19 protein-coding genes are annotated in these 26317 nt (G+C 62.6%); 10 read left to right on the forward strand and 9 right to left on the reverse strand.

Features of this window, described 5'->3' with window-relative positions; genetic code table 11:
• Positions 1-243 precede the first annotated feature (243 nt).
• The 4 genes from katB to HX851_RS02875 all read left to right on the forward strand — a co-directional run bounded on the left by katB (position 244) and on the right by HX851_RS02875 (position 4692).
• Positions 244-1785, forward strand: coding sequence for a catalase KatB (katB, locus tag HX851_RS02860; protein ID WP_177064921.1), 1542 nt, complete (start codon positions 244-246; stop codon positions 1783-1785).
• 190 nt (positions 1786-1975) lie between these two features.
• Positions 1976-2527 (forward strand): ankyrin repeat domain-containing protein, encoded by a 552-nt coding sequence (locus tag HX851_RS02865; protein ID WP_177062943.1) that lies wholly within the window; start codon positions 1976-1978, stop codon positions 2525-2527.
• A 46-nt stretch (positions 2528-2573) separates the two neighbouring features.
• Positions 2574-3941: a DNA repair protein RadA gene (gene radA, locus HX851_RS02870; protein WP_017123424.1), complete on the forward strand. Its 1368-nt coding sequence runs from the start codon at positions 2574-2576 to the stop codon at positions 3939-3941.
• Between the two features lie 22 nt (positions 3942-3963).
• Complete coding sequence (locus tag HX851_RS02875; RefSeq protein ID WP_177062944.1) at positions 3964-4692, forward strand: hypothetical protein; 729 nt, start codon at positions 3964-3966, stop codon at positions 4690-4692.
• A 60-nt stretch (positions 4693-4752) separates the two neighbouring features.
• Here the strand turns inward: HX851_RS02875 and HX851_RS02880 are convergent, their stop codons facing one another.
• Entirely contained in the window at positions 4753-5121 is a 369-nt protein-coding gene (locus tag HX851_RS02880; RefSeq protein ID WP_177062945.1) for a PilZ domain-containing protein, read from the reverse strand.
• A 220-nt stretch (positions 5122-5341) separates the two neighbouring features.
• On the opposite strand from HX851_RS02880, the gene HX851_RS02885 reads away from it, so the two are divergent.
• The 3 genes from HX851_RS02885 (at position 5342) to yjiA (ending at position 8728) form a co-directional block, all read left to right on the forward strand.
• A complete protein-coding gene (locus tag HX851_RS02885; RefSeq protein ID WP_177062946.1) occupies positions 5342-7408 on the forward strand; it encodes a carbon starvation CstA family protein in 2067 nt (688 codons plus the stop codon).
• A gap of 15 nt (positions 7409-7423) precedes the next feature.
• Entirely contained in the window at positions 7424-7621 is a 198-nt protein-coding gene (locus tag HX851_RS02890; protein WP_017123431.1) for a YbdD/YjiX family protein, read from the forward strand.
• Positions 7622-7741: 120 nt separating this feature from the next.
• A complete protein-coding gene (gene yjiA, locus HX851_RS02895) occupies positions 7742-8728 on the forward strand; it encodes a GTPase (protein ID WP_177064923.1) in 987 nt (328 codons plus the stop codon).
• Positions 8729-8947: 219 nt separating this feature from the next.
• Here yjiA and HX851_RS02900 read toward each other — a convergent pair whose 3' ends face one another.
• The 5 genes from HX851_RS02900 to HX851_RS02920 all read right to left on the reverse strand — a co-directional run bounded on the left by HX851_RS02900 (position 8948) and on the right by HX851_RS02920 (position 17566).
• Complete coding sequence (locus HX851_RS02900; protein WP_177064925.1) at positions 8948-9610, reverse strand: GntR family transcriptional regulator; 663 nt, start codon at positions 9608-9610, stop codon at positions 8948-8950.
• Between the two features lie 24 nt (positions 9611-9634).
• Positions 9635-10348: a FadR/GntR family transcriptional regulator gene (locus tag HX851_RS02905; RefSeq protein WP_177062949.1), complete on the reverse strand. Its 714-nt coding sequence runs from the start codon at positions 10346-10348 to the stop codon at positions 9635-9637.
• A 100-nt stretch (positions 10349-10448) separates the two neighbouring features.
• Entirely contained in the window at positions 10449-11762 is a 1314-nt protein-coding gene (locus HX851_RS02910; protein WP_177064927.1) for a C4-dicarboxylate transporter DctA, read from the reverse strand.
• Positions 11763-12205: 443 nt separating this feature from the next.
• Positions 12206-13459: a serine hydroxymethyltransferase gene (gene glyA / locus HX851_RS02915; RefSeq protein WP_177062951.1), complete on the reverse strand. Its 1254-nt coding sequence runs from the start codon at positions 13457-13459 to the stop codon at positions 12206-12208.
• A 255-nt stretch (positions 13460-13714) separates the two neighbouring features.
• Positions 13715-17566, reverse strand: a complete 3852-nt coding sequence (locus HX851_RS02920; RefSeq protein ID WP_177064929.1) for a sensor domain-containing protein — start codon at positions 17564-17566, stop codon at positions 13715-13717.
• A gap of 289 nt (positions 17567-17855) precedes the next feature.
• Here HX851_RS02920 and ettA point away from each other — a divergent pair, with 289 nt between their 5' ends.
• Positions 17856-19520, forward strand: a complete 1665-nt coding sequence (gene ettA / locus HX851_RS02925) for an energy-dependent translational throttle protein EttA (protein ID WP_017123438.1) — start codon at positions 17856-17858, stop codon at positions 19518-19520.
• 78 nt (positions 19521-19598) lie between these two features.
• Here ettA and HX851_RS02930 read toward each other — a convergent pair whose 3' ends face one another.
• On the reverse strand, positions 19599-20093 hold the full coding sequence (locus HX851_RS02930) for a GreA/GreB family elongation factor (protein ID WP_177064932.1): 495 nt from the start codon (positions 20091-20093) through the stop codon (positions 19599-19601).
• A gap of 259 nt (positions 20094-20352) precedes the next feature.
• Here HX851_RS02930 and HX851_RS02935 point away from each other — a divergent pair, with 259 nt between their 5' ends.
• Positions 20353-20712, forward strand: a complete 360-nt coding sequence (locus tag HX851_RS02935; protein ID WP_177062954.1) for a hypothetical protein — start codon at positions 20353-20355, stop codon at positions 20710-20712.
• Positions 20713-20730: 18 nt separating this feature from the next.
• Here HX851_RS02935 and HX851_RS02940 read toward each other — a convergent pair whose 3' ends face one another.
• Positions 20731-22584, reverse strand: a complete 1854-nt coding sequence (locus tag HX851_RS02940; protein ID WP_177064934.1) for an Lnb N-terminal periplasmic domain-containing protein — start codon at positions 22582-22584, stop codon at positions 20731-20733.
• 74 nt (positions 22585-22658) lie between these two features.
• Positions 22659-23147: a DUF3015 domain-containing protein gene (locus tag HX851_RS02945; protein ID WP_177062956.1), complete on the reverse strand. Its 489-nt coding sequence runs from the start codon at positions 23145-23147 to the stop codon at positions 22659-22661.
• A 278-nt stretch (positions 23148-23425) separates the two neighbouring features.
• Here HX851_RS02945 and HX851_RS02950 point away from each other — a divergent pair, with 278 nt between their 5' ends.
• Positions 23426-25864: a Lon protease family protein gene (locus HX851_RS02950; protein ID WP_177062957.1), complete on the forward strand. Its 2439-nt coding sequence runs from the start codon at positions 23426-23428 to the stop codon at positions 25862-25864.
• Positions 25865-26317 lie beyond the last annotated feature (453 nt).

Raw genomic sequence — 26317 nt, forward strand, 5'->3', positions numbered from 1 at the left:
ATTCAGCCGCGAGCATCTTGCTCGATGCCCGGTTTGCCCGCGCCCGCCTTAATCGACCTGCTGTTCGGCGATAAGTTTGCAAAGTGCCACCAATCGCGCGAAATACTCGTCCCAGACGGTCCCGGCTTGTGGATTTTCTCAATCGGTGTCTTTGGGCATTTCTATTTAGAGAACGAGATAACGATCACTAGCCTCTGGTGAGCGCATCGGGATGCGCACTAAAAAAACCTAGAGGAATCCACCATGAACATCACCCCTGTGCCGGGGAGTTTCCCCGCGCGACGCGTGCTGGGCATCTTGACCGCCAGCCTGTTATCCCTTTCCGTTCACGCCGCCACTCTGACTCGCGACAACGGTGCTGCCGTGGGCGATAACCAGAACTCACAGACCGCCGGCAGTACCGGACCGGTCTTGCTCCAGGATGTGCAGTTGATCCAGAAGCTCCAGCGTTTCGACCGCGAACGTATTCCGGAACGTGTGGTTCACGCCCGTGGGACTGGTGCCCATGGCACCTTCACGGTCACCAATGACTTGAGCGACCTGAGCAAGGCCAAGGTTTTCGCCGCGGGTGAAAGCACGCCGGTCTTCGTACGCTTCTCGGCGGTGGTGCATGGCAACCACTCTCCGGAAACATTGCGTGATCCGCGGGGGTTCGCCACCAAGTTCTACACCGCCGAAGGCAACTGGGATCTGGTGGGTAACAACTTCCCGACCTTCTTCATTCGCGATGCCATCAAGTTTCCGGACATGGTGCACGCGTTCAAGCCCGACCCCCGCACCAACCTGGATGACGATTCGCGCCGCTTCGACTTCTTCTCCCATGTTCCCGAGTCCACGCGGACCCTGACCGAGTTGTATTCGGACTCCGGTACCCCGGCCAGTTATCGGGAGATGGACGGTAACGGTGTACATGCCTACAAGTTGATCAACGCCAAGGGTGAAGTGCACTACGTCAAGTTCCACTGGAAGAGTCTGCAGGGGATTCGCAATCTGGATCCAAAAGGCGTCGTCGAAGTGCAGGGCCGCGACTACAGCCATATGACCAATGATCTGGTGCGTCATATCAACAAGGGCGACTTTCCCAAGTGGGACCTGTATGTCCAGGTACTTACCCCGCAGGACTTGAGCAAGTTCGATTTCGATCCGCTGGATGCCACCAAGATCTGGCCCGGCGTTCCCGAGCGCAAGGTCGGGCAGATGGTCCTTGACCGTAATCCGGCCAACGTCTTCCAGGAAACCGAGCAGGTGGCCATGGCCCCGGCGAACCTGGTGCCCGGGATCGAACCGTCGGAGGACCGCCTGTTGCAGGGGCGCGTGTTCTCCTACGCCGACACGCAGATGTACCGCCTGGGTCCCAATGCGCTGCAATTGCCGATCAACGCGCCGCGGGTCGCCGTCAACAACGGCAACCAGGATGGCGCGATGAACAGCGGGCACAGCAGCACCGGCGTGAATTACCAGCCGAGTCGCCTGCTGCCCCGTGACGAGCCACCCGCCGCCCGCTACAGCCAGTCGGCCCTGTCGGGCACGACCCAGCAGGCGAAGATCCAGCGCGAGCAGAACTTCAAGCAGGCGGGGGATTTGTATCGCTCCTACAGCAAGAAGGAAAAGCAGGACCTGATCGAGAACTTCGGTGGCTCGCTGGCGACGACCGATGACGAGAGCAAGCACATCATCCTGTCGTTCCTTTACAAAGCCGATCCTGAGTACGGCACCGGGGTAACCCAGGTCGCCAAGGGTGACCTGGCGCGGGTCAAGGCGCTGGCGGCGAAGCTATCGGATTGATCCGATCCTGAAAACGCCACAGAACCTGTAGGAGCCGGGCTTGCCCGTGAAGAGGTCCTTGAACCTTGCGGCGCCCATCCAGACGCCATCGCTGGCAAGCCAGGCTCCTGCAAGTCCGTGTGCCACCGTACCGTGATGGGATCATTGGGACCACCATTGCGGCAGCGCCATTGCTGTAGGAGTACCCGCCATGCGTATTTATGCTTTCCTGCTTCTGCTGACCTGTGCCTTCGCCGTTTCGGCCCAGGAGCCGCCTGTTCCGGCGGATCCGGCCGCGCTCCAGGCGCAGCTCAAGGATTACTACTTCGATGCCGCCCGCCGTGGCGACGTCGAGATGCTCGACACCTTTATCGACGCCGGCTACAGCCTCGATACCCGGGACGAGCAGGGCTACACCGCGCTGATCCTGGCGGCCTACCACGGCCAGGGGCCGGCGGTGGAGCGACTGCTGGCCGCCGGTGCCAATGCCTGTGCCCAGGACAAGCGCGGCAATACCGCGCTGATGGGGGCGATCTTCAAGGGCGAAGTGAAGATCGCCCAGCGCCTGCTGAATGCCGACTGCAACCCCGACCAGCGTAACGCCGCCGGACAGACCGCCGCCATGTATGCCGGCCTGTTCAAACGCACCGGCCTGCTGGACGCCCTGGCGGCCAAAGGCGCCAACCTGGATGCCGAGGATCCCCTGGGCAACAGTGCGGCCCGTCTGGCGGATGGAGAAATCCGTACACCGGCGACGCGCTGATCGCTTCCGGCTGAGCTATCATCGCGGTTTTTCCATGGGGGTTGAGATGGCCAAGGCCAAGCGCATGTACGGCTGCACCGAGTGCGGCGCGACCTTTCCCAAATGGGCCGGCCAGTGCGGCGAATGTGGTGCCTGGAATACCCTGACCGAGACCCTGGTGGAAAGCGGCGGCGCGGCGGCGCCCAGCGGCCGTACCGGTTGGGCCGGACAGCAGGCGCAGATCAAGACCCTGGCGGAAGTCAGCGTCGAGGAAATTCCCCGTTTCTCCACCGCCTCCGGTGAGCTGGACCGCGTGCTCGGCGGCGGCCTGGTGGATGGCTCGGTGGTGTTGATCGGCGGCGACCCCGGCATCGGCAAGTCGACCATTCTCCTGCAGACCCTGTGCAACCTCGCCACGCGCATGCCGGCGCTGTACGTCACCGGTGAAGAATCGCAACAACAGGTGGCGATGCGCGCGCGTCGGCTGGGGCTGCCCCAGGACCAACTGCGGGTGATGACCGAAACCTGCATCGAGACCATCATCGCCACCGCCCGGGTGGAAAAGCCCAAGGTCATGGTGATCGACTCGATCCAGACGATTTTCACCGAACAACTGCAATCGGCGCCGGGGGGCGTCTCCCAGGTGCGCGAAAGTGCGGCCTTGCTGGTGCGTTACGCCAAGCAGAGCGGCACGGCGATCTTCCTGGTCGGCCATGTGACCAAGGAGGGCGCGCTGGCCGGTCCGCGGGTCCTCGAACATATGGTCGACACGGTGCTGTACTTCGAGGGTGAGTCCGACGGTCGCCTGCGCCTGTTGCGGGCGGTGAAGAACCGTTTCGGCGCGGTGAACGAGCTGGGGGTGTTCGGCATGACCGACCGGGGACTGAAGGAAGTCTCCAATCCGTCGGCGATTTTTCTCACCCGGGCCCAGGAAGAGGTGCCGGGCAGCGTGGTCATGGCCACCTGGGAAGGGACCCGTCCGATGCTGGTGGAGGTCCAGGCTCTGGTCGATGACAGCCATATGGCCAACCCCCGGCGGGTGACTCTCGGGCTGGATCAGAATCGCCTGGCGATGCTGTTGGCGGTCCTGCACCGTCATGGCGGTATTCCTACCCATGATCAGGATGTATTCCTCAACGTCGTGGGGGGGGTCAAGGTATTGGAGACCGCGTCCGACCTGGCGCTGATGGCGGCGGTCATGTCCAGCCTGCGCAATCGGCCGCTGCCCCATGATCTGCTGGTGTTTGGCGAGGTCGGCTTGTCCGGCGAGGTGCGTCCGGTGCCCAGCGGCCAGGAGCGCCTGAAGGAAGCCGCCAAGCACGGTTTCAAACGCGCCATCGTGCCCAAGGGCAATGCGCCGAAAGAGGCGCCGCCGGGGCTGAAAATCATTGCCGTCACGCGCCTGGAGCAGGCGTTGGATGCGTTGTTCGAATAACGGGATGGAAGGAGTCGGCGGGATGCGTTTTATCGGTGCGGCGATGTGTTTGGCGGGATGGATGGTGTGGGCCGGTGCTGCCGGGGCGGCCACGGCCGAGGTGCCGGAGGGGTACCGGTTGGCCCAGGAAATGCCGACGGGAGATGGCGGTGCCCTGGAACTGCTGGAGGATGCGCGGATCACTTCCGACCTGCATCAGTCCCTCTGGGGCAACGGCAGTACGTTCGACGAGGACGCTTTCGATGACGATGCTCTGGCCAAGGACGTCGCGCGCACGCCCATCGTCGAGGCGCGGGTCCGGCTGATCTCGGCGGCCGGCGAGGAAGTGGAGAGTGTCGGCCTGGCCTATCCGCTGGCGACCCTGGAAAAAGCCCCGATGGAGGGGATGCCGGCCCCGACGTTTTTCCTGACGGTCGACCAGACCGCCCCCATGGGCAGCACCAGCGGCCCCGCGACCCAGGTGCTGATGCCGGCCCAGCGCAAGCTGCAGCCGATGCAGTACCAGACGGCGGACGGCAAGCTCAAGCCGCTGTTCCTCGCCCAGACCGGCAAGGCGGCCTGGCAGGCCGGGGACTCGGCGCCGGAGATCCTGCAGGTATCCTCGACGGCGGCGGACGAGGACGGCGAGGCATTCGTCACTACGTACCAGACCTATCGCCTGAAAGACGGCGTCTGGCAGCTGACGTCGCGGGACGTGGACGGCTATTGGGATTCGGAAAGCGATTTTCCCCAGCGCTCGGCCTTTCCCTGACCGAGTGAAAGCGGGCGCCGCCATGGCTGGCGGCGCTGTGCGGGTTGATCGTCGGGCCGTTCAATCGTCGAAGAGAGCGTCCAGTTCCCGCTCCAGCTCCGCTTCGTCACCCAGGTTCAACTCGATCAGACGCCGCAGGTGCTGGATCGACTCCAGGCCGATATGCAGGCATTTGAAGCCCAACTGGCCGTGATCGTCATGGACCAGTTCGGCGTCCATTTCCACATGGGCTTCTTTGCCCAGGCGAATGTCGATCAGGAAGGTACCGTGCGTGCCGTCATGCCAGTTGCCGGGTCGCTGGACCAGCAGGCCCTTGAGTGACAGGTCCACCAGTTGTGCCGACCAGACCGTGGCCCCCTGGCTGAGGGTGGTGACGGCATCGAAGGCGATGCGCTTGAAACGGCGGCGATTGATCGGGTGGTCGCTCATGTTCAGGTCTCTGTGCAGATTCGCTGACTATAGACCGCATGCCGGGCCAGGCAAGCGCCCGGGCGGGTCGACAAGTGGTTCTGCCATGGCCGCGATGACGGGGTGATGTATCCGACGACAATAAAAGACCGCTCTATACCAATGTCGGGTATAGCCATTGGTCGCTTTGGCGCTAAACTCAAGGTGGCTGTCTTTCTGTCCATCTGGCTGGAATATAAAAATGAAAAATAATAATAGCCCGCTGCGCCATCTGCCCTGGCTGGTGCTGGCAATCGTGGGAGCGTGCGCCCTGGGCGTAGTGGCCTTGCGCCGCGGCGAGGCGATCAACGCCTTGTGGATCGTGGTCGCCGCAGTGGCGATCTATCTGGTTGCCTATCGTTATTACAGTCTGTTCATCGCCAACAATGTCATGCAGCTCGATGGCAATCGGGCGACACCGGCGGTGCTGAACAACGATGGTCTGGACTATGTGCCGACCAACAAACACATTCTTTTCGGTCACCATTTCGCGGCGATTGCCGGTGCGGGCCCGCTGGTCGGCCCGGTGCTGGCGGCGCAGATGGGCTACCTGCCCGGCACGCTCTGGCTGATTGCCGGCGTGGTGCTGGCCGGTGCGGTCCAGGACTTCATGGTGCTGTTCCTGTCCACCCGCCGCAACGGTCGCTCCCTGGGCGACATGGTGCGCGAGGAAATGGGTCGCATTCCCGGGACCATCGCCCTGTTCGGCTGCTTCCTGATCATGATCATCATCCTCGCGGTGCTGGCGCTGATCGTGGTCAAGGCCCTGGCCGAGAGCCCGTGGGGCATCTTCACGGTGATGGCGACGATCCCGATCGCGATGTTCATGGGCATCTACATGCGCTACATCCGCCCGGGCCGTATCGGTGAAATCTCGATTGTCGGTGTGCTCCTGCTGCTCGGCTCGATCTGGCTGGGAGGCCAGATCGCTGCGGATCCGGTCTGGGCCAAGGCCTTCACCTTTACCGGCGTACAGATCACCTGGATGCTCATCGGCTATGGTTTTGTCGCCGCGGTACTGCCGGTGTGGCTGATCCTGGCACCGCGGGACTACCTGTCGACGTTCCTCAAGATCGGCACCATCATCGCCCTGGCGATCGGCATCCTGATCACCATGCCCGAGCTGAAAATGCCCGCGCTGACCCAGTTCACCGACGGCACCGGTCCGGTGTGGAAAGGCGGCCTGTTCCCGTTCCTGTTCATCACCATCGCCTGTGGCGCGGTGTCCGGCTTCCATGCGCTGATCTCTTCCGGGACCACGCCGAAGCTGCTGGATAACGAAACCAATGCCCGTTACATCGGTTACGGCGGCATGCTGATGGAGTCCTTCGTGGCAATCATGGCGATGGTCGCCGCTTCGGTGATCGAGCCGGGCGTGTACTTCGCCATGAACAGCCCGGCGGCAATCGTCGGCGGGGATGTGGTGGCCGTGGCGCAGACTGTCAGCAGCTGGGGCTTTGCAATCACTCCGGACGCGCTCCAGGCGGTGGCCAAGGATATCGGTGAAACCACCATCCTCGCCCGTGCCGGCGGTGCGCCGACCCTGGCGGTCGGTATCGCGCAGATCCTCCACCATGTCCTGCCGGGTGAAAACACCATGGCGTTCTGGTACCACTTCGCGATCCTGTTCGAAGCGCTGTTTATCCTGACGGCGGTGGATGCGGGCACCCGTGCCGGTCGCTTCATGCTGCAGGACCTGCTGGGTTCCTTCGTGCCTTCGCTCAAACGCACCGAATCCTGGCCGGCCAACCTGATCGCCACCGCCGGTTGTGTTGCCCTCTGGGGTTACCTGCTGTACCAGGGTGTGATCGATCCGCTGGGGGGCATCAACACCCTGTGGCCGCTGTTCGGCATCTCCAACCAGATGCTCGCCGGTATCGCCCTGATGCTCGGTACCGTGGTACTGATCAAGATGAAGCGCCAGCGCTACATCTGGGTGACCTTGCTGCCGGCGGTATGGTTGCTGGTTTGCACCACCACCGCGGGCTTCATCAAGCTGTTCGACGCCAACCCGGCCATCGGTTTCCTCGCCCTGGCGAAGAAATACAGTGTCGCGCTGGACGCCGGACAAGTGCTGGCCCCGGCCAAGGACATCGCGCAGATGCAGCACGTGATCTTCAACGCCTACACCAACGCGACGCTGACGGCGTTGTTCCTGTTCGTGGTCTTCAGCATCCTGTTCTACGCCCTCAAGGTCGGTGTCGCGGCCTGGGGCAACAAGGAGCGCACGGACAAGGAAACACCGTTCCAGGCCGTGCCTGAAGCCTGACAGGGGAATACTGCAATGTTCAATGACCTCAGTCGCCTCGGTAAATACCTCGGTCAGGCCGCGCGCCTGATGGTCGGCATGCCCGACTACGACACCTATGTGGAACATATGCAGAACAAGCATCCGGACAAGCCGGTGATGACGTACGAGGCGTTCTTCCGGGAGCGCCAGGAAGCCCGTTACGGCGGCAAGGGCGGGCCGAAGTGCTGTTGATCTGAGGCCGTTCTGTCTTAATCACGGTTGAACACCGTACTGTAGGAGCCCGGCTTGCCGGCGAAAGCGATCTTGACGACGCCATCGCCGGCAAACCGGGCTCCTACGGTTTTTTAGCGTATGGGAGATCCTGGTTTGTCAGTTCCTATTCCTGTTACCGTCCTGAGCGGCTTTCTCGGTGCCGGCAAGACCACCTTGCTGCGCCATCTGCTCAAGGCGGAGCACGGCCTGAAAATCGCCGTGATCGAGAACGAATTCAGCGACGCCGGTATCGACACCCAGTTGCTGGGAACCGAGCCGGTGCAAGTGATGACGCTGTCCAACGGCTGCGTCTGCTGCACTATCCACACCGACCTGACCAAGGCCCTGTACTTGTTGCTCGAGCGCCTGGACAGCGGCGAAATCGCCTTTGACCGGCTGGTGATCGAGTGCACCGGGCTGGCCGATCCGGCACCCGTGGCCCAGACCTTTTTCATCGACGAGGAGTTGCGCGAGCGCTATATCCTCGACGGCATCATTACCCTGGTGGACGCGGCCCATGCCGAGCACCACCTGACCCAGACCATCGCCCAGGCGCAGATCGGTTTTGCCGACCGCCTGCTGGTGAGCAAGCGCGATCTGGTGGACGACGCAACCTTCAACGCCTTGAGCGAACGTCTGACGCGGATCAACCGGCGTGCCCCGATCCGCATCGTCGAGCATGGCGCTATCGATCTGGCGGAACTGCTGGACGTGCGTGGTTTCAACCTGAATGCCGACCTGGGCGGCGGCTTGAGTCTGCGCCCGGTCAGCAAGGCGCCCTCCATCGATCGTATTTCCAGCCTGGTGTTGCGCACCGACCAGCCGCTGGATCTCGACCGCCTCAGCGAGTTCATGAACGCGCTGCTGGAAGATCACGGCAAGCAACTGCTGCGCTACAAGGGGGTGCTGAATATTGCCGGGGAACCGCGGCGCATGGTGTTCCAGGGCGTGCTCAAGCTCTACGGCTTCGACTGGGACACCGAGTGGGAAGAGGGTGTGACCCGGGAAAGCGTGATTGTGTTCATTGCCGACGACTTGCCGGAAGACAAGATCCGCGAGGGCTTTGCCAGGATGACGGCTGCCTGATGTCGTTGCAGGAGCTGGCTTGCCGGCGATGAAGCCCTTGAGCCATGTGTCGCCTGAACGGACGCCATCGCCGGCAAGCCGGCTCCTACAGTTAGGTGGTGCAACACCGATGCTTGTTGTGGCCCCGACCCCTGTAGGAGCTGGCTTGCCGGCGATGGCGCCTTCAAGAACGATGCAAGACTTGCCGGCCTCATCGCCGGCAAGCCGGCTCCTACAGGATTACGGCAATACGGCAAGTCGATCCAGGTAATCCGCCATCGACTCGATGGCACCCCAGGCGTTGCCGTTCTCCAGCGCATGGAGGATGGTTTCCCGCCCTTGCCACCCCTCGACTGGTACCGCAGACCGGGCCAGCGCCAACCCGGTCAGCGGTACCAGTCCGCCAAGAAAATGTGCCAGGGGCGCGTTACCGGCCATCCTCGCCAACTCCAGATGAAACTCGCCGCCCAACCTGATCGCCGCGCTTTGCCGGTGGTCTTCAACGCTTCGACGTTCACTGGCGACCAGTGTCTGCAAGGCCTCGAAGCGCAGTCCGGCAGCCTTGGCGCAGAGCAGCTGGATCACGCTGGCTTCGGCCAGTCGCCGGGCCTGCAAGGTCTGTCGCAGTTGCTCCGCACCCGGTTCGGCGACCCGCGCGCGCTGGTTGGGGCGGGTGAGAATGACCTGCTGCCGCGCCAGCTGGCTGAGCACCCGCCGCACCTGGCTACGGCCCGCGTCGTAGGCCTGCATCACGGCTTCCTCGCTCAGGCCGTTGGCAAAGCGGCGGTCGAGAATATCCTCGAACACCCGCGCATACAGCGTTTCGGCGCAACAGGCTGGCCCTCGTGGCTGCACGAAAGCGCGTGTGGCGATGAAGGGCAGGGGTGTCGCAACGCTGTTCATGTCCGGTCTCCCTTGGCGGGTGGGTTATTGCTCGGTACTGCCCAGATGATCGTCCGGGATGGTCAGTTCGATGCCCATGCGCAGGCCTTCCTGAAGGATATGCCGGCGCATTTGCGCGCTGGCCAGGGCACTGTTCTTGTTGCGAATGGCGCGCACCACGGCTTCGTTTTCCTGCAGGCGCTCGGCCAGGTGTTCCGGTGAATTGCGCAGGACCTCGGCGCTCTGCTTGAGGGCATTGCCGGTCTGCTGCACCACGTTCTGGAAAATCGGATTGGAGGTCAGGGCGAACAGCTCTTCATGAAATGCGATATAGGCATTCATCCCGGCCTCGCTGTTGTTGGCCTCCAGGGCTTCGCGCATATCCATCAGGGTCAGGCGCAACTGGCCGACTTCCTTGCTGCTGATGGACTGCGCCACCAGCCCGACGATAAACGGCTCCAGGGTGTAGCGCAGTTGCAGGATGTCTTCGAGGCTGGCATCGGCCACGCCACTGTGGGCGGCCGAGGTGTCGCCGGGGGCGGTATCGAGCACCACCACTCCCTTGCCCGGCATCGAGCGCACCAGGCCGAGGGTTTCCAGGACGGTCACCGCTTCACGCAGGCTCGGGCGGCTGATGCCCAATTGTTCGGCCAGTTCACGCTGGCCCGGCAGCATCTCGCCGGAGCGCCACTGACCACGGGCCAGGGCGGCGCGCAGTTTGGCAACCACTGAATTGACGACGGTTGATGAACTGATCACGGTTTACTCTCCACTGAAACGGTCAGGCCACGACCCGTGGCCGGCGCATGTGTCGCCGGCCACGGAGGCGGGACAAGCGCCCGTCCCTGGACGCATCCCATCAGAACTCCTGCTGATGGGCCGGCGATGCCGGCTTTCTTGGTTGAAATGCATAGCCTTGCTGGCCATCGAGGACCTTGTGGGCCCGCTGCACATCGATGTCTTTTTCCCAGCGCGCGATGGCCACGGTCGCCACGCAGTTGCCGATCAGATTGGTCATGGCCCGGCCGATGCCCATGAACCAGTCGACCGCCAGCACCAGTACCAGCCCGACCACCGGGATCGCCGGAATGGCCGTCAGGGTGGCCGCGAGGATCACCAGTGCCGAGCCGGGAATGCCGTGGGCACCCTTGGAAGTGATCAACGACACCAGCAGGATGGTCAGAAGGTCGGTCAGCGCCAGCGGTGTACCGGTGGCATTGGCGATAAACACGATGGCCAGGGTCAGGTAGATCGAGAAACCGTCCAGGTTGAACGAGTAGCCCGTCGGGATGACCAGGCCGACCGTCGAACTGCCGATTCCAAGATGTTCAAGCTTGCGCATCACCTGTGGCAGGACCGCATCCGAAGAGGCTGTACCCATCACGATCAGCAACTCTTCGCGCAGGTATTTCAGGAGGGGCAGGATCTTCAGGCCGGACACGCGCATCACCAGGCCGAGGATCAGCAGCACGAAGGCCAGGCAGGTGACATAGAACAGTGCCACCAGGCTGCCCAGTTGCCGTAGCGATTCCAGTCCATAGGTGCTGGTGGTGAAAGCGATGGCGCCGAACACGCCGATCGGCGCCAGGCGCACGATCATGCCCATGATGCGGAAGATCACGTGGCTGAGTTCGTTGATCAGGCGGGAGATGCCCGACGCGGACTCGCCTACCAGGTTCAGGGCGCTACCGAACAGCACGGAGAACAGCAGCACCTGGAGAATGTTGTTGTCGGCAAAGGCGCCGAGTACCGAGTTGGGAATCAGATCCATCAGGAACTGGGTGGTCCCGCGCATGTGCTGGCCGCGGTCGGCGAGGTCGCCCATAGCCGCCTTGGACAGCTGCTCCAGATGAATATTGGCACCACTGCCGATGCCGGTGGAGAAGGCCAGGATCAGCCCGATCAGCAGGGCGATGGTGGTCAGGACTTCAAAATAGATCACTGACTTGAGGCCGATGCGCCCGACTTTCTTCAGGTCGCCGGCACCGGAGATACCGCTGACCACCACGCAGAAGACGATCAGTCCGATCAGCATCTTGATCAGCTTGATAAAACCGTCGCCGAGGGGTTTGAGCTGGGTGGAAAATTCGGGAAGGGCGAGTCCGCAGATGATGCCGAGCATCAGACCAAGGACAACCTGGAGGAAAATCGAACGCGAGCACCATCTGAGCATGAGGAGGATCCTGGTCGGCGTTCCGTTATCCGGGTCTGGGCCGCAGCTTCGGAACTTAATTGTTGTGGTCTTACCGGTATGTCCAGTGCGGGGCCAGTCTACGCTCGGCTTTTCCGAGGGCACAAGCGGTTTTTAGCGAAATTGGTAGGACCGGTCTGACCAGTAATGCTGGTCCTGTAGGAGCTGGCTTGCCAGCGATGAGGCCCGCGAGTGCGATGCAAGCCTCAAGACCGACATCGCCAGCAAGCCGGCTCCCACAAGAGGGTATTCCGCCGCAAAGGCGCTGCTCTGCTACGAAGGGGCGACGGACGGCGAGTTTTCTCCATGTCTAGTCCTGAAGATAGGTCAGAAGGCGTAAACCTTATTCAGGGCGGGACACCAGGCGAAAAAAAGCCCGGTCATCGCTGACCGGGCTTTTTCAATGTTGCGTCAAGCGGGGTTTATCAAGCGCCGTAGACCGGCAGCTTCTTGCAGATGGCCTTGACCTTCTCGCGTACGGCGTCGATCACCGCTTCGTTGTTCAGGTCAGCCAGGATGTCGCAGATCCAGCCGGCCAGCTCGCGGCATTCGGTTTCCTTGAAGCCACGGGTGGTGACTGCCGGGGTGCCGAAACGCAGGCCGGAGGTAACGAACGGGGAGCGTGGGTCGTTCGGTACCGAGTTCTTGTTCACGGTGATGAACGCCTTGCCCAGGGCGGCGTCGGCGTCTTTGCCGGAGATGTCCTGCTTGATCAGCGACAGCAGGAACAGGTGGTTCTTGGTCCCGCCGGAAACCACGTCGAAACCGCGCTCGATGAACACTTCGGCCATGGCCTGGGCGTTCTTCACCACTTGCTCCTGGTAGGCCTTGAACTCAGGCTGCAGGGCTTCCTTGAAGCAGATCGCCTTGGCGGCGATAACGTGTTCCAGCGGGCCGCCCTGGGCGCCCGGGAAGACCGCGGAGTTCAGTTTCTTCTCGATGTCGGCGTTGGCGCGAGCGAGGATCAGACCGCCACGTGGGCCGCGCAGGGTCTTGTGGGTAGTGGTGGTGACGACGTCGGCGAATGGCACCGGGTTCGGGTAGACGCCAGCGGCGACCAGGCCGGCCACGTGAGCCATGTCGACAAACAGGTAGGCGCCGACTTTGTCAGCGATCTCGCGGAAGCGTGGGAAGTCGAGAATCTGCGAGTAGGCGGAGAAACCGGCCACGATCATTTTCGGCTTGTGCTCGACCGCCAGGCGCTCGACTTCGTCGTAGTCGATCAGACCGTTGCCGTCGATACCGTACTGCACGGCGTTGTACAGCTTGCCGGAGGAGGAAACGCTGGCGCCGTGGGTCAGGTGACCGCCGTGGGCCAGGCTCATGCCCAGGATGGTGTCGCCGCCTTGCAGCAGGGCCAGGTAGACGGCAGCGTTGGCCTGGGAGCCGGCGTGCGGCTGGACGTTGGCATAATCGGCGCCGAACAGCTCCTTGGCGCGGTCGATTGCAAGCTGCTCAACCACGTCGACGTATTCGCAGCCGCCGTAGTAACGCTTGCCCGGATAGCCTTCGGCGTACTTGTTGGTCAGGACCGAGCCCTGGGCTTCCATCACCGCTGGGCTGGTGTAGTTTTCCGAGGCGATCAGCTCGATGTGCTCTTCCTGGCGCTGAGCTTCTTGCTCCATGGCGGCAAAGAGATCGGCGTCGTACTTGGCAATAGTCAAATCACGGCTGAACATGGCGGTCCTCAAGGATCGGGGGCAGAAAAGGAAGGCATTCTAACCCAATGGGTTTTATCTGGCATATGAAAGGGCATCATGTCGCGGATAAGCGGTGTTCACCTTGGGGCGGTGGTGTCTGTACCGGCCTCATCGCCGGCAAGCCGGCTCCCACAAGTTGCGTGTCGTGTCAGCCAATGATGGCTTGATGCTAGTTCCTGGTCCCTGTGGGAGCCGGCTTGCCGGCGATAGCGTCAGGCCAGGCGCTACAGGACTTCAATCGAACATGAACAACGCATCATTGCTGAACTGCGCCTCGAAGCGATTGGCGGCCATCGGCCGGCCGAACAGGTAGCCCTGCACTTCGTCGCAGCCGTGCTCGCGCAGGAAGTCCAGTTGCTCGTGGGTTTCCACGCCTTCGGCGATCACCGCCAGGTTCAGGCTGTGGGCCATGGCGATGATCGCCCGGGCGATCTGCGCATCCTGCTCGCCCGACGGCAGGCCGTCGACGAAGGTGCGGTCGATCTTCAGCACGTCGATGGGGAACTGCTTGAGGTAGTTGAGCGACGAGTAGCCGGTGCCGAAGTCGTCCACCGCGATGCTCAGGCCGAGGTTCTTCAGGCCGGCGAGGATCAGCATCGCTTCGCTGACTTCGCGCATCAGGATACTTTCGGTCAGTTCCAGTTCCAGGCACGCTGGCGGCAGGCCGGTGTCCCGCAGGATGGTGGCGATCCGCGTGCCCAACTGGCCGTCGGAGAACTGCCGCGCGGAAATGTTCACCGACACCTTCGGCACCCGGACCTTGTTCTGGTGCCAGGTCTTGAGCTGGCGACAGGCCTCGGACAGCACCCAGTCGCCGACATCCACCACCAGCCCGAGTTCTTCGAGCACCGGGATGAAGTCGCCCGGCGGCACCAGCCCGCGCCGCGGATGGCGCCAGCGCAGCAGGGCTTCGGCCCCGGTCAGGCGCTTGCCGTCGCCGCTGAACTGCGGCTGGTAGTAGAGCACGAATTCGTTCTGTTCCAGGGCATGGCGCAGGTCGCTTTCCAGTTCCAGGCGCTCCAGGGCGCTGGCGTTCATGTCGGCCTGGTAGAACTGGAAGTTGTTCTTGCCGCGCTCCTTGGCGTGGTACATCGCGGTGTCGGCGTTTTTCATCAACTGGCTGAGTTCGCTGCCGTCCTGCGGGCTCAGGGCGATACCGATACTGGCGGTGACGAAAAACTCCCGGCCTTCGAGCACGAAAGGCGTCACCAGGCTCGAAAGGATCTGCTCGGCGACGTGGATCGCCCGGTTCAAGGCCATTTCGCGGGTGACCCGTGGCTGCAGCAGCAAGGTGAACTCATCGCCGCCCATGCGCGCGACGGTGTCATCTTCGGCGACACAGGCCAGCAGGCGCGTGGCCATTTCCTTGAGCATACGGTCGCCGGCCGCGTGGCCGAGGGAGTCGTTGATCGGCTTGAAGCGGTCGAGGTCGAGGAACATCAGCACCACCCACGACTTCTGCCGCTCGGCCTGTTGCAGCGCGGTGTGCAGGCGATCCTGGAACAGCGTGCGGTTCGGCAGGTGGGTCAGGGCGTCGTAGTAGGCGAGGCGATGGATACGCTGCTCGCTGGCCTTGCGCTCGCTGATATCGCTGAAGAAGCATACGTAGCTGGCGAGGTCGCCTTCGTCGTCGAGCACGGCGGTGATACCGACCCAGGCCGGATAGTGCTCGCCGCTGCGGCGCTTGAGCCAGACTTCGCCTTCCCAGGTGTTGTGCTGTTGCAACTGCTTGAGCACATAACGCAGGTGGGCTTCCTGCTGGTCGTCGACCGTCAGCATGTTGGGCAACTGGTCGAGGACGTCGGAGACGGCGTAACCGCTGACGCGGCTGAAGGCTTCGTTGGCCTGGACGATATAGCCGGCCGGATCGGTGATCAGGATCGCCGAGGTCGAGTGCTCGAATACCGTGGCGGCCATGCGCAGGTCTTTTTCCGCGCGGCGCTGCTGGCTGATATCACGACCGACACCGAGAATGCCTTCGAAGGCGCCGTGTTCGTCCCAGACCAGTACCAGGCGCAGTTCGATCGGGATCTTGCGGCCATCGGCCCGCAGGCAGTCGAACAGGAACAGTTGGGTCTGCACCTGGCTACGCAGCTCGGCCAGTTGTTCGGGCTTGTCCAGGGCCTTGCTGACCCGCTCCATCAACTGATAGATGCCGGTCAGTTGCGCCGGGTTGGCGATGGTCGAGTGCCAGCCGTTCTTGAACACCCAGTCGACTTCATAACCGAGCACCGCGTGCACCGACGGACTGACGTAGTTCAGGTGCAGCTTGCTGTCGGTGGAGAAAATCACATCGCTGATGCTTTCGGCGAGCATCCGGTAGCGTTGTTCGCTGTCGCGCAGGGATTCGCTGGCCTCGATCTGGTCGGTGATGTCCTTGGCGACGCCGATGATCCGCGTGACCTGGTCGTATTTGTCGCGGGCCAGGGCCTGTTCGCGGATCTCGAAGCGCCGCCATTGGTTGTCGCGATGACGGAAGCGCAACTGGCACTGCAGCAACTGGCTGTAACCGGCGTGGCGCTGCTGGTGGCGCAGGCGATGGTAGTGTTCGGCATCTTCGGGGTGCAGCAGGATTTCCCAGAAGTACTCGCCCATCTGATGCAGTTCGCTCTTGTTGTAGCCGAGCGTCTGGCCCAGATGGTGGTTGCTGAAGATCATCCGCTGGCTGATCACGTCCTGCACGTAGAGGTGATCCGGCACGGTACGCACGACATCCGACCAGAACCCTTCGCGCTCCAGCAGCGACAGTTCGATCAGCTTGCGGCTGGTGATATCGGTAATACTGAGGATGACCGCCGGATAGTCGCCGGGGTCTTCCGGCAGGCGCAGCACCAGCCACAGGTGCTGGTCCTGGCCGTGGGCATCGGTGATCTTGATCTCCAGTTCCAGCTGGCTCTGGTGGTTGATCAGCGCCTCCACCAGCGGGTAGCCGATGCCGGTGATATGGGTGGGGCAACCGTCTATCAGGCAGCTCCAGGCGGTCTCGCAGGAGTCGACATTGAGCAGGCGCAGCGCGACCAGGTTGACCTCGGTGATGCGCAACTCTTCCAGCAGCAGGCGGCGGTGTTCGGGATCATGGGCGATCCAGCGCTTGAGGCTTTCGCTGTCGGCCAGGCGGTTGTCTTCGAGAAAGGCCGGCAACCCTGACAGGTCGAGGACGCAGAGCGCCACGCCGGTGCCCTCGAAGATATCCTGGTAGCGGCGCCTCCCTTCATGCACCTGGCGCTGGCGCCGGCGCATATTGATCAATGCCAGCACCGGCAGCATCGACAGCCCCAGTCCCAGCAGGCACTTGCCGATCAGCGCCGGCAGCAGTTCTTCGAGGACCTTGCGCTGGTCGAACAGGCCACGCAACTGCCAGTCGCTGTTGGACAGCGGGACGATCAGCACGCTGTTGGCTTCGTCATCCGGCTGCAGCACCGAGGGCCGTGGGGTGATGTCGTTGTCGCGGCTGATGACGCGATGGTTCAGGCGATTCTCGATGACCCAGGTCGGCTGGAATTTCTGTTCGGTCTGGCGGGTCAGGCTCTGGAACAGCGTCGGTGCGATGCGCAACGCCCAGTAGCCGTTGGTCTCGCCGCTGGCTTGGCGCAGCAGCAGATGCACTATCGAGCCGTCGTCGTCATTGGTGAAGTAATAGGCCTGGGTGCGACTGCTGCGCCGCACCAGTTCGGCGAGGTAGTCGGCATCGTGGCTGTCGACGGCGCTGTCGCTGATGATGTTGCCCTTGGCGTCGAGCAGGGCAATGCTCTGGATATCCGGCAGGGACAGACGCAGCTTGCCGAGCAATTGCTGTTGCTGCTCGCGGTTCTCGGGTTTTTCGAAGATCGGCAGCAGGTTGGCCGCGATCTGCGCATTGAGCTTCATGTTCAGGCTGACGTGATCGGCCAGTTCGGCACTGTAGTCGATACTGTACTGGCGCTGGATCTTGCGGGTTTGCTGGAACTGATCGATCAGTTGCCAGAGCAGCAGGGCGAGCAGGAACAACACCAATATCGCCAGCACACCCTTGATTGTGCCGCGCAGGGGCGTACCGGACACATGACGGGATGCGCGCGCGGGCGATGGCGGGTTGGCGTTGGTCAAACTGTGATCCTGCGGTTGGGCTGGATTGGCGCGACGTGCACTATAAGCCGGACGCCCGAAGGGCGGCTAGCATGCCTTGACTTGTGGCAAAGTGCCAGCCCCGTTCGACCGAGCGGTTTGCCCTGTTTCACGCATTCAGGTAGCTTTGCCGGTTACGCGGGAGTTTTGCGCTCCTCACTGAGGCCGGGATCGGCATTGCGTTTGACAAGCATGATGCATGCCGCACTATCCCGCCTTGTCCGAGCTCCGCTCGCGCCTTTATTCATCAGTCACTGACGCTAGGTTCTCCATGGCTCAATACGTCTTCACCATGCATCGGCTGAGCAAAGTTGTGCCGCCGAAGCGGGAAATCCTGAAAAACATCTCCCTGTCGTTTTTCCCGGGCGCCAAGATCGGCGTTCTTGGCTTGAACGGTTCGGGTAAGTCCACCCTGTTGAAAATCATGGCCGGCGTCGACACCGAGTTCGACGGTGAGGCACGGCCGATGCCGGAGCTGAATGTCGGCTACTTGCCGCAGGAACCGCAACTGGATCCGACCAAGACCGTGCGTGAAGTGGTCGAGGAAGCGGTCAGCGTGATCAAGGACGCCCAGGCGCGCCTGGATGAGGTCTATGCCGCCTACGCCGATCCGGATGCCGACTTCGACAAGCTGGCCGCCGAACAGGCCAAGCTCGAGGCGATCCTGCAGGCCAGCGACGGTCACAACCTGGAGCGCCAGCTGGAAGTCGCCGCCGATGCGCTGCGCCTACCGGCCTGGGATGCCAAGGTCGAACACCTGTCCGGTGGCGAGAAGCGCCGCGTGGCCCTGTGCCGCCTGCTGCTGTCGGCGCCCGACATGCTGCTGCTCGACGAACCGACCAACCACCTGGACGCCGATTCCGTCGCCTGGCTGGAGCACTTCCTGCACGACTTCCCGGGCACCGTGGTCGCGATCACGCACGACCGTTACTTCCTCGACAACGTCGCCGGCTGGATCCTCGAACTCGACCGCGGCGCGGGCATTCCGTACGAGGGTAACTACTCGGGTTGGCTGGAAGCCAAGTCCGATCGTCTGGCCCAGGAATCCAAGCAGCAGTCGGCCCATGAAAAGGCCATGAAGGAAGAGCTGGAATGGGTGCGCAAAGGCGCCAAGGCCCGCCAGTCGAAATCCAAGGCCCGTCTGCAGCGCTTCGAAGAAATGCAATCGCAGGAATTCCAGAAGCGCAGCGAGACTAACGAGATCTACATCCCGGCCGGTCCGCGCCTGGGCGACAAGGTCATCGAATTCAAGAACGTCAGCAAGGGCTATGGCGACCGCGTGTTGATCGACAACCTGTCGTTCAGCATGCCCAAGGGCGCGATTGTCGGCGTGATCGGTGGTAACGGTGCCGGTAAGTCGACCCTGTTCCGCATGCTGATGGGCAAGGAAACCCCGGACTCGGGCAGCATCGAGATCGGCGAGACCGTGCAACTGGCCTGCGTGGACCAGAGCCGCGACGACCTCGACGGCAGCAAGACGGTGTTCCAGCAGATCTCCGACGGTTCCGACCAGATCCGCATCGGCAACTACGAGATCCCGTCGCGTACCTACGTCGGTCGTTTCAACTTCAAGGGCGGCGACCAGCAGAAGTTCGTCAAGGACCTGTCCGGTGGTGAACGTGGCCGCCTGCACCTGGCCCTGACCCTGAAAGAGGGCGGCAACGTCCTGCTGCTCGACGAACCGTCCAACGACCTCGACGTCGAAACCCTGCGTTCCCTGGAAGAAGCCCTGCTGGACTTCCCGGGCGCGGCCATCGTGATCTCCCACGATCGGTGGTTCCTGGACCGTGTGGCGACGCACATCCTGGCTTACGAAGACGACTCGCAAGCGGTGTTCTTCGAAGGCAACTACACCGAATACGAAGCGGATCGCAAGAAACGCCTCGGCGACGCCGCGGCCCAGCCGCATCGCGTACGGCACAAGAAACTGGCCTGATTGGGCCGGTGGTGGAAAGAACGGAGCCTTCGGGCTCCGTTTTTTTGCGTGTCATTCCTGGGTAGCTGTTCGCGTGGTTCAGGCCGGGTCGATGCGCAGGATCTCGATCAACTGGTCCCCGGCCGGTCGTTTCCACAGCACTTCATCGCCGGGGTGGGCTCCGAGCAGTGCCCGTCCCAGCGGTGAGCCCCAGTTGATCAGGCCGCGAGTGTAGTCGGCCTGGTCTTCACCGACGAGCTGGACCTGTTGTTCCTCCCCCTGTTCGTTGGCGAAGGTGACGCGACTGCCGATCTGCACAACGTCGGTGGAGATCGCCCGGACGGCGAGCACGGCGCTGGACAGGCGCTGGTTGAAATAACGCAGGTCCCGTTCGATATCGGCCTGGCGCTGTTTGTCGGCCTGTTCGCCCAGGGCGCTTTGCCGGCTGTACTCGGCCTGCAATCCGGCGACCCGCTCCTGCAACTGGGCCAGGCCCGTCGCGGTGACGTAGTTGGGTTGTGTGCTGACCTGGCGCTCCACCGGTTGGCTGGCCTGGGCGGCGGCGCTGTCTTCGTTGACGAAGGCACGACTCATGGCGTTCTCCCGTGCATGACATATGGACCATGCTCGCAGGATTCGGTGCCCGGGGATTGTCCGAAAGCGACCTGTCGCGAATGATTGGCCCGGAAAAACGCTGCGATAAGTGCTCTGTGAGGCCGATCGGTAAATTTTTCTGCCGCAAGTCGTTATCCTTTGGTATCGGTCAACAGCGCATCAAGCGCTCTGTACCGGGTGTTTCAGCCCCGCGCCAGCGCGCCGGGGGCAATTGCCGTCCAAAGAAAGAGAGTTGTGTATGAGTTGCTTCAAACCCCATGGCGTGGGTGTCGGCCTGACCTTGTCCGCCTGTGTCGCCGTGGGTGAACCCTTGCCCGAGAGTTCCTTGTTGAGCCGTTATGGCGTGACGCCGGAGCAGTTGCCTGTGATGACTCAGGTGGAGACGTTCGGTGTCTCCGAGGACACGTCGTCCAGGCTGTTTCAACTGAAGCCCGAGGCACCTCTGGTGGATGTCCGTATCGGCGAGCGGGCGCCGCCGGAGGAGGTGGGCAATATCACGATCGACAATATGGCCAGGCGCGACTACGAGCGTTGCCTGCGTTTGCAGGGCCAATTGCTGGAGCGCGAGTCCAGGCGACCGAACCCGCGCTGTGAATAGCGGGCCGTCCGGCCCTTTTCAATAGTGATACCACTTCAGTTCCAGCATGAGCTCGTTTTCCGCCGAGGCCAGTTTGCTGAACTCGCGCCGGGCGCTCAGGCGCAGGCCCAGGTTGCGCGTCAATTCCCATTGCTGGTTGAGGCTCAGGCTGCGGCGTACTTCACCATTGGTGAAGTAGTCGCCCTTGGCCTCCAGGCTCAGGTTGCCCAGCGGGTTTTTCCACAGCAGGCCAGTATTTAAGCCGCTGGCCGGCGACACGAACGCGGCGAAATCGGCGTTGTGTTCCAGGCGCACGGTGCCAAGCGCAAAACCGAGCAGATCATCACTCAGTTGCCAGGTGCCGCCAGCGCCGCCGTTGACGTGGCTGACCAGGGTCTCGTCGTCGTGTTTGCCGGGTACCCGCTCCAGACCGCCGGTGACTTGCCAGGACCAGGGCTGCAGCAGCGCGTTACGGGGTGTCAGCGAGCGGATGGTGGCCAGGTCCAGTTGCTGCAATTGCCAGTGGTTGCCTTCGTACTGGCGCAGCTTCATCTGCAGGATTTCGATCTGGGCACCGAGCGGGAAGCCCTCGGCGTTGTCGTTCAGGTCGTGGTAGGCCATGCGCAGGCCATACTCGCCGAAGGCCTTGCCGCCCCGGGTGCCGATGCCAGCCTGCCAGGTGCGCGATTCATGGCCGTTTTCCGGCAGTCCGGGGGGCGTGATCTGCAGTTCCGGCGCGGGATTCTGGTTGATCGCCCGGAGCAGTTCGAAGCTGCGTTGCGAGCGCACCGGGTCGCGTTCCAGGCCGTTGGCCCGGTAGCGTTCGAGGCGATAGGCAGCATCGACGATCAGCGCCTGGCGGGCCCTTGGCCGGGCCTTGAAGGCCGGGTCCTGGAGGACTTTCTGGTCTGCGCTGACTTTCAGTACCCACTTTTGTTCATCAGGGGTCAGGGGCTTGGCCCGCTCCAGCAGTTCGCGTTCGCGGGAGGGACGATAGTCGATCCTTTCCACCAGGCCGGCCTCCTTGACCGCCTTTACCGTGTCGGTAGGGATGGCGGTCAGCGGGAATTGTTCGGTCAGGCGCAGGCTCGGTCGGGCGACCTGCAGCAGTTCCAGCAGGCGATAGGAGCAGTTTTCGTCGAAGAAGAAGTAGTCGAACTGGATCTGCTTCAGCTCCCAGACGTGCTCGACCATGCGCTGGGTTTCTTCCGGCGTGAGGTTCAGCCGGTATTCCCACAGGTCGCGGTTTTCCAGGCTGCGGTATTCGGAGAGTTTTTCCTGGTAGGGCACCAGGGCGAACAAGCCGGGGTAGCCGCCCATCAGGCCTTTCCAGGCATACAGGATGCTGTTGTCCGAGCCTTCGATATAGGCGCCGAAGTTGATCGCGTAACTGAGCAGGGCAGTCTGGTCGCGCTGGACATCTTCCTGGTCGATGCGCAGCAGGGTATGACCGAACATCGACGACGGGCTGTTCAGATAGGCCGCCGGAAAGATCATCACCGTACTGTGGGGCGAGACGTCTTTGAACCACTGGTTGAAATCGGAGCAGTCCGGGGCCGGCAGGTCGGTCAGTTGCAGTTGCGCCTTGAGCCAGCGGCTGCGGGCCGGGTAGACGCATTGGGCGTGCTGGTTGCCGGCGCTGGCCGGGGCGTACAGCGCGGCGACGGTGGCTTTCAGTTCCGCGTCCGGGTGATGGGCGCCGTCGGCGGCGAGGAAGAACTTCTTGTCGCTCACATAGCTGCGCCAGCCACCCAGCTTGGCGCTTTCGTAATGGCCCAGGGAGATCCAGAAGGGATCGTCGGCCAGTTGTTGCAAACGTTGATCATCGATGTGCGAAGCGGCTTGGAGCGGGGCGCAGACACAGAGCGCCAGGTAGGCAAGGCGTTTGAGCATGATGGGCAACTGTTGTCAGGCGAAAGAGGGTCGGGCAGGGAATGCCCGCTCCAGGAGGAGCGGGCGGGTCAGGCTCAAGCCTGGGTTGCGTACTTGGCCAGGCGTGGATCGCTCTTGAGTACGGCCAGGGTGTTGGTATGCACGTCGTCGGCGGTCACGTCAGCCTTGCTGAAGATCTGCTGGAAGTGCTCATGGGTCACAGCGGCGAAATGGGCACGGTCTTCCGGTGCCACCCCCAGGACCACGGCATAGGTGGTCAGTGCTTCGCCCTGACCCTTGGCCATGTCTTCCGACAGCTCGTTCATCATGCCATTCATGGCAATCCAGGACTTGCCGCCGTAGGTCAGTGCATCTTTGGTGGTGCAGCCGTTGGTGCCGGACGTCATCCCGAAGGTGGCGTTGCCGGAGGTACCGTTGGTGGTGGAGGCCAGGAAGTGTGCCGGGGTGCCACGTTGACCTTTGAACAGCATGTTGCCCCAACCGCAATCCGGGCCGCCTGGCGCCTGTGCCATGGCCTGGAAGGAGACAACGGTGAAGAGAGTACCGAGAAGAATCCGTTTCATAGCTTTGTTCTCTTTATGTGCATACCAATGGACAAGGGTGTCCGGCCTGTGGGAGCACCGGTGGGCCGGTTATCAGTCCAGCCGCGCATGTTGGAGTTTAGGCACGATCCAAGGGTTCCGTGGTTTTTTCCCTTTGTGAATAAGATAGTCACCTTCTTGTAGTCCTGTTCCCGAGGCTTTTGTCCCGCGGCAAGGATTCACCTGCCACTTGCCTTGCCAGCCGGGTACGGCCAGCGCCAGAATGCCTCTATCTGCCCCGCCTGATGTAAGGAAGCCCGATGCCTGATTCTGTTGCTGCCAGCTTGCGTCTAGCGCCCGAAGCGCTGACCCGCCCTTTCTCCGCTGAACAGTTCAGCTTCTCTACCACCAATGATCTGGAGCCCTTTCGCGGTGTGCTTGGCCAGGAACGCGCGGTCGAAGCGTTGCAGTTCGGTGTGGCGATGCCACGCCCCGGTTACAACGTGTTTGTCATGGGAGAGCCCGGTACCGGGCGCTTTTCCTTCGTCAAACGCTATCTGAAGGCAGAAGGCAAGCGCCTGCAGACTCCGTCGGACTGGGTCTACGTCAACAATTTCGATGAGCCGCGCGAACCTCGGGCGCTGGAGTTGCCCGCGGGCGAGGCCGGCGCGTTCATCAGCGATATCAACGGTCTGATCGACAACCTGCTGGCGACGTTTCCGGCGGTGTTCGAGCATCCGTCCTACCAGCAGAAGAAAAGTGCCATCGACCGTGCGTTCAACCAGCGCTACGACCGTGCCCTGGATGTGATCGAGCGCCTGGCGCTGGAGAAGGAGGTCGCGCTGTATCGCGACAGCACCAATATCGCCTTTACCCCGATGAGCGACGGCAAGGCCCTGGACGAGGCGGAGTTCGCCCAGTTGCCGGAGGCCGAGCGCGAGCGTTTCCATACCGATATCGCCGATCTCGAGGAGCGCCTCAACGAGGAACTCGCCAGCCTGCCGCAATGGAAGCGCGAGTCGAGCAACCAGTTGCGCCAGCTGAACGAAGAAACCATTACCCTGGCCTTGCAGCCTTTGCTCGCGCCGCTGTCGGAGAAATACGCCGAGAATGCGGCGGTCTGCGGTTACCTGCAAGCGATGCAGGTCTACCTGCTCAAGACCGTGGTCGAGCAACTGGTGGACGACAGCAAGACCGACGCGGTTGCCCGCAAGTTGCTGGAAGAACAGTACGCGCCGAGCCTGGTGGTCGGGCATCCGGCCAGTGGTGGGGCGCCGGTGGTGTTCGAGCCGCATCCGACCTACGACAACCTGTTCGGCCGTATCGAATACAGCACCGACCAGGGTGCGCTGTACACCACCTACCGGCAATTGCGCCCGGGGGCGCTGCATCGCGCCAACGGCGGTTTCCTGATCCTCGAAGCGGAGAAGATGCTCAGCGAACCGTTTGTCTGGGATGCGCTCAAGCGCGCCCTGCAGTCGCGCAAGCTGAAGATGGAGTCGCCCCTGGGCGAGCTGGGTCGCCTGGCGACCGTGACCCTGACGCCGCAGATGATCCCGTTGCAGGTCAAGGTCATCATCATCGGCGCGCGCCAGTTGTACTACACCCTGCAGGATCTCGATCCGGACTTCCAGGAGATGTTCCGGGTGCTGGTGGACTTCGACGAAGACATCCCGATGGTCGACGAAAGCCTGGAGCAGTTCGCCCAGTTGCTCAAGACCCGCACCTCGGAAGAGGGCATGGCGCCGCTGACCGCCGATGCGGTGGCCCGCCTGGCTACCTACAGCGCGCGCTTGGCCGAGCACCAGGGGCGTCTGTCGGCACGGATCGGCGATCTGTTCCAACTGGTCAGCGAAGCGGATTTCATCCGTCACCTGGCCGGCGACGAACGCACCGATGCCGGTCATATCGAACGGGCGCTCAAGGCCAAGGCCACGCGTACCGGCCGGGTTTCCGCGCGGATCCTCGACGATATGCTGGCAGGGATCATCCTGATCGATACCGCTGGCGCCGCGGTCGGCAAGTGCAACGGCCTGACGGTACTGGAGGTCGGCGATTCGGCATTTGGCGTACCGGCGCGGATTTCCGCCACGGTGTATCCGGGCGGCAGCGGCATCGTCGACATCGAGCGCGAAGTCAATCTCGGGCAGCCGATTCACTCCAAGGGCGTGATGATTCTCACCGGCTACCTGGGCAGCCGTTATGCCCAGGAGTTCCCGCTGGCCATCTCCGCGAGTATTGCCCTGGAGCAGTCCTATGGGTATGTCGATGGCGACAGCGCTTCCCTTGGCGAGGCCTGCACGCTGATTTCGGCGTTGTCGAAAACCCCGCTCAAGCAGTGCTTCGCCATTACCGGTTCGATCAATCAGTTCGGTGAAGTACAGGCGGTTGGTGGGGTCAACGAGAAGATCGAGGGCTTCTTCCGGCTCTGTGAGGCCCGCGGCCTGACCGGCGAGCAGGGCGCGATCATCCCGCAGGCCAACGTCGCCACGCTGATGCTCGATGAAAAGGTCCTGCAAGCCGTGCGCGCCGGACAGTTCCATGTGTATGCGGTGCGTCAGGCTGACGAGGCGCTCAGTCTACTGGTGGGCGAACCCGCCGGCGAACCGGATGCCGACGGCCAGTTCCCGGAAGGCAGTGTCAACGCCAGGGTGGTGGAGCGTCTGCGGGTGATCGCCGAAATGATCAGCGACGATGACCTCAAGGAGGCCGAGAGGGAAGCGGCCGAGCAGGCGCTGGCGGAGGTCAAGCCGTCCTGACGGCGCGCATGGACTGTGGGAGTGGGCTTGTTGTGTGCGGGCTTGCCCGCGAAGCTCCTGGTGCTCTCAAGGGCCTCTTCGCTGGCAAGCCAGCTCCCACATTGGATCGACGCCTCGGCACAGGTATCGCGGCGACCGCATGGACTGTGGGAGTGGGCTTGTTGTGTGCGGGCTTGCCCGCGAAGCTTCTGGTGCTCTCAAGGGCCTCTTCGCTGGCAAGCCAGCTCCCACATTGGATCGACGCCTCGGCACAGGTATCGCGGCAACCGCATGGACTGTGGGAGTGGGCTTGTTGTGTGCGGGCTTGCCCGCGAAGCTCCTGGTGTTCTCAAGGGCCTCTTCGCTGGCAAGCCAGCTCCCACATTGGATCGACGCCTCGGCACAGGTATCGCGGCAACCGCATGGACTGTGGGAGTGGGCTTGTTGTGGGAGCGGGCTTGCCAGCGAAGCTTC

The sequence above is a fragment of the Pseudomonas gingeri genome (assembly GCF_013385635.1).
Lineage (GTDB): Bacteria > Pseudomonadota > Gammaproteobacteria > Pseudomonadales > Pseudomonadaceae > Aquipseudomonas > Aquipseudomonas gingeri_A.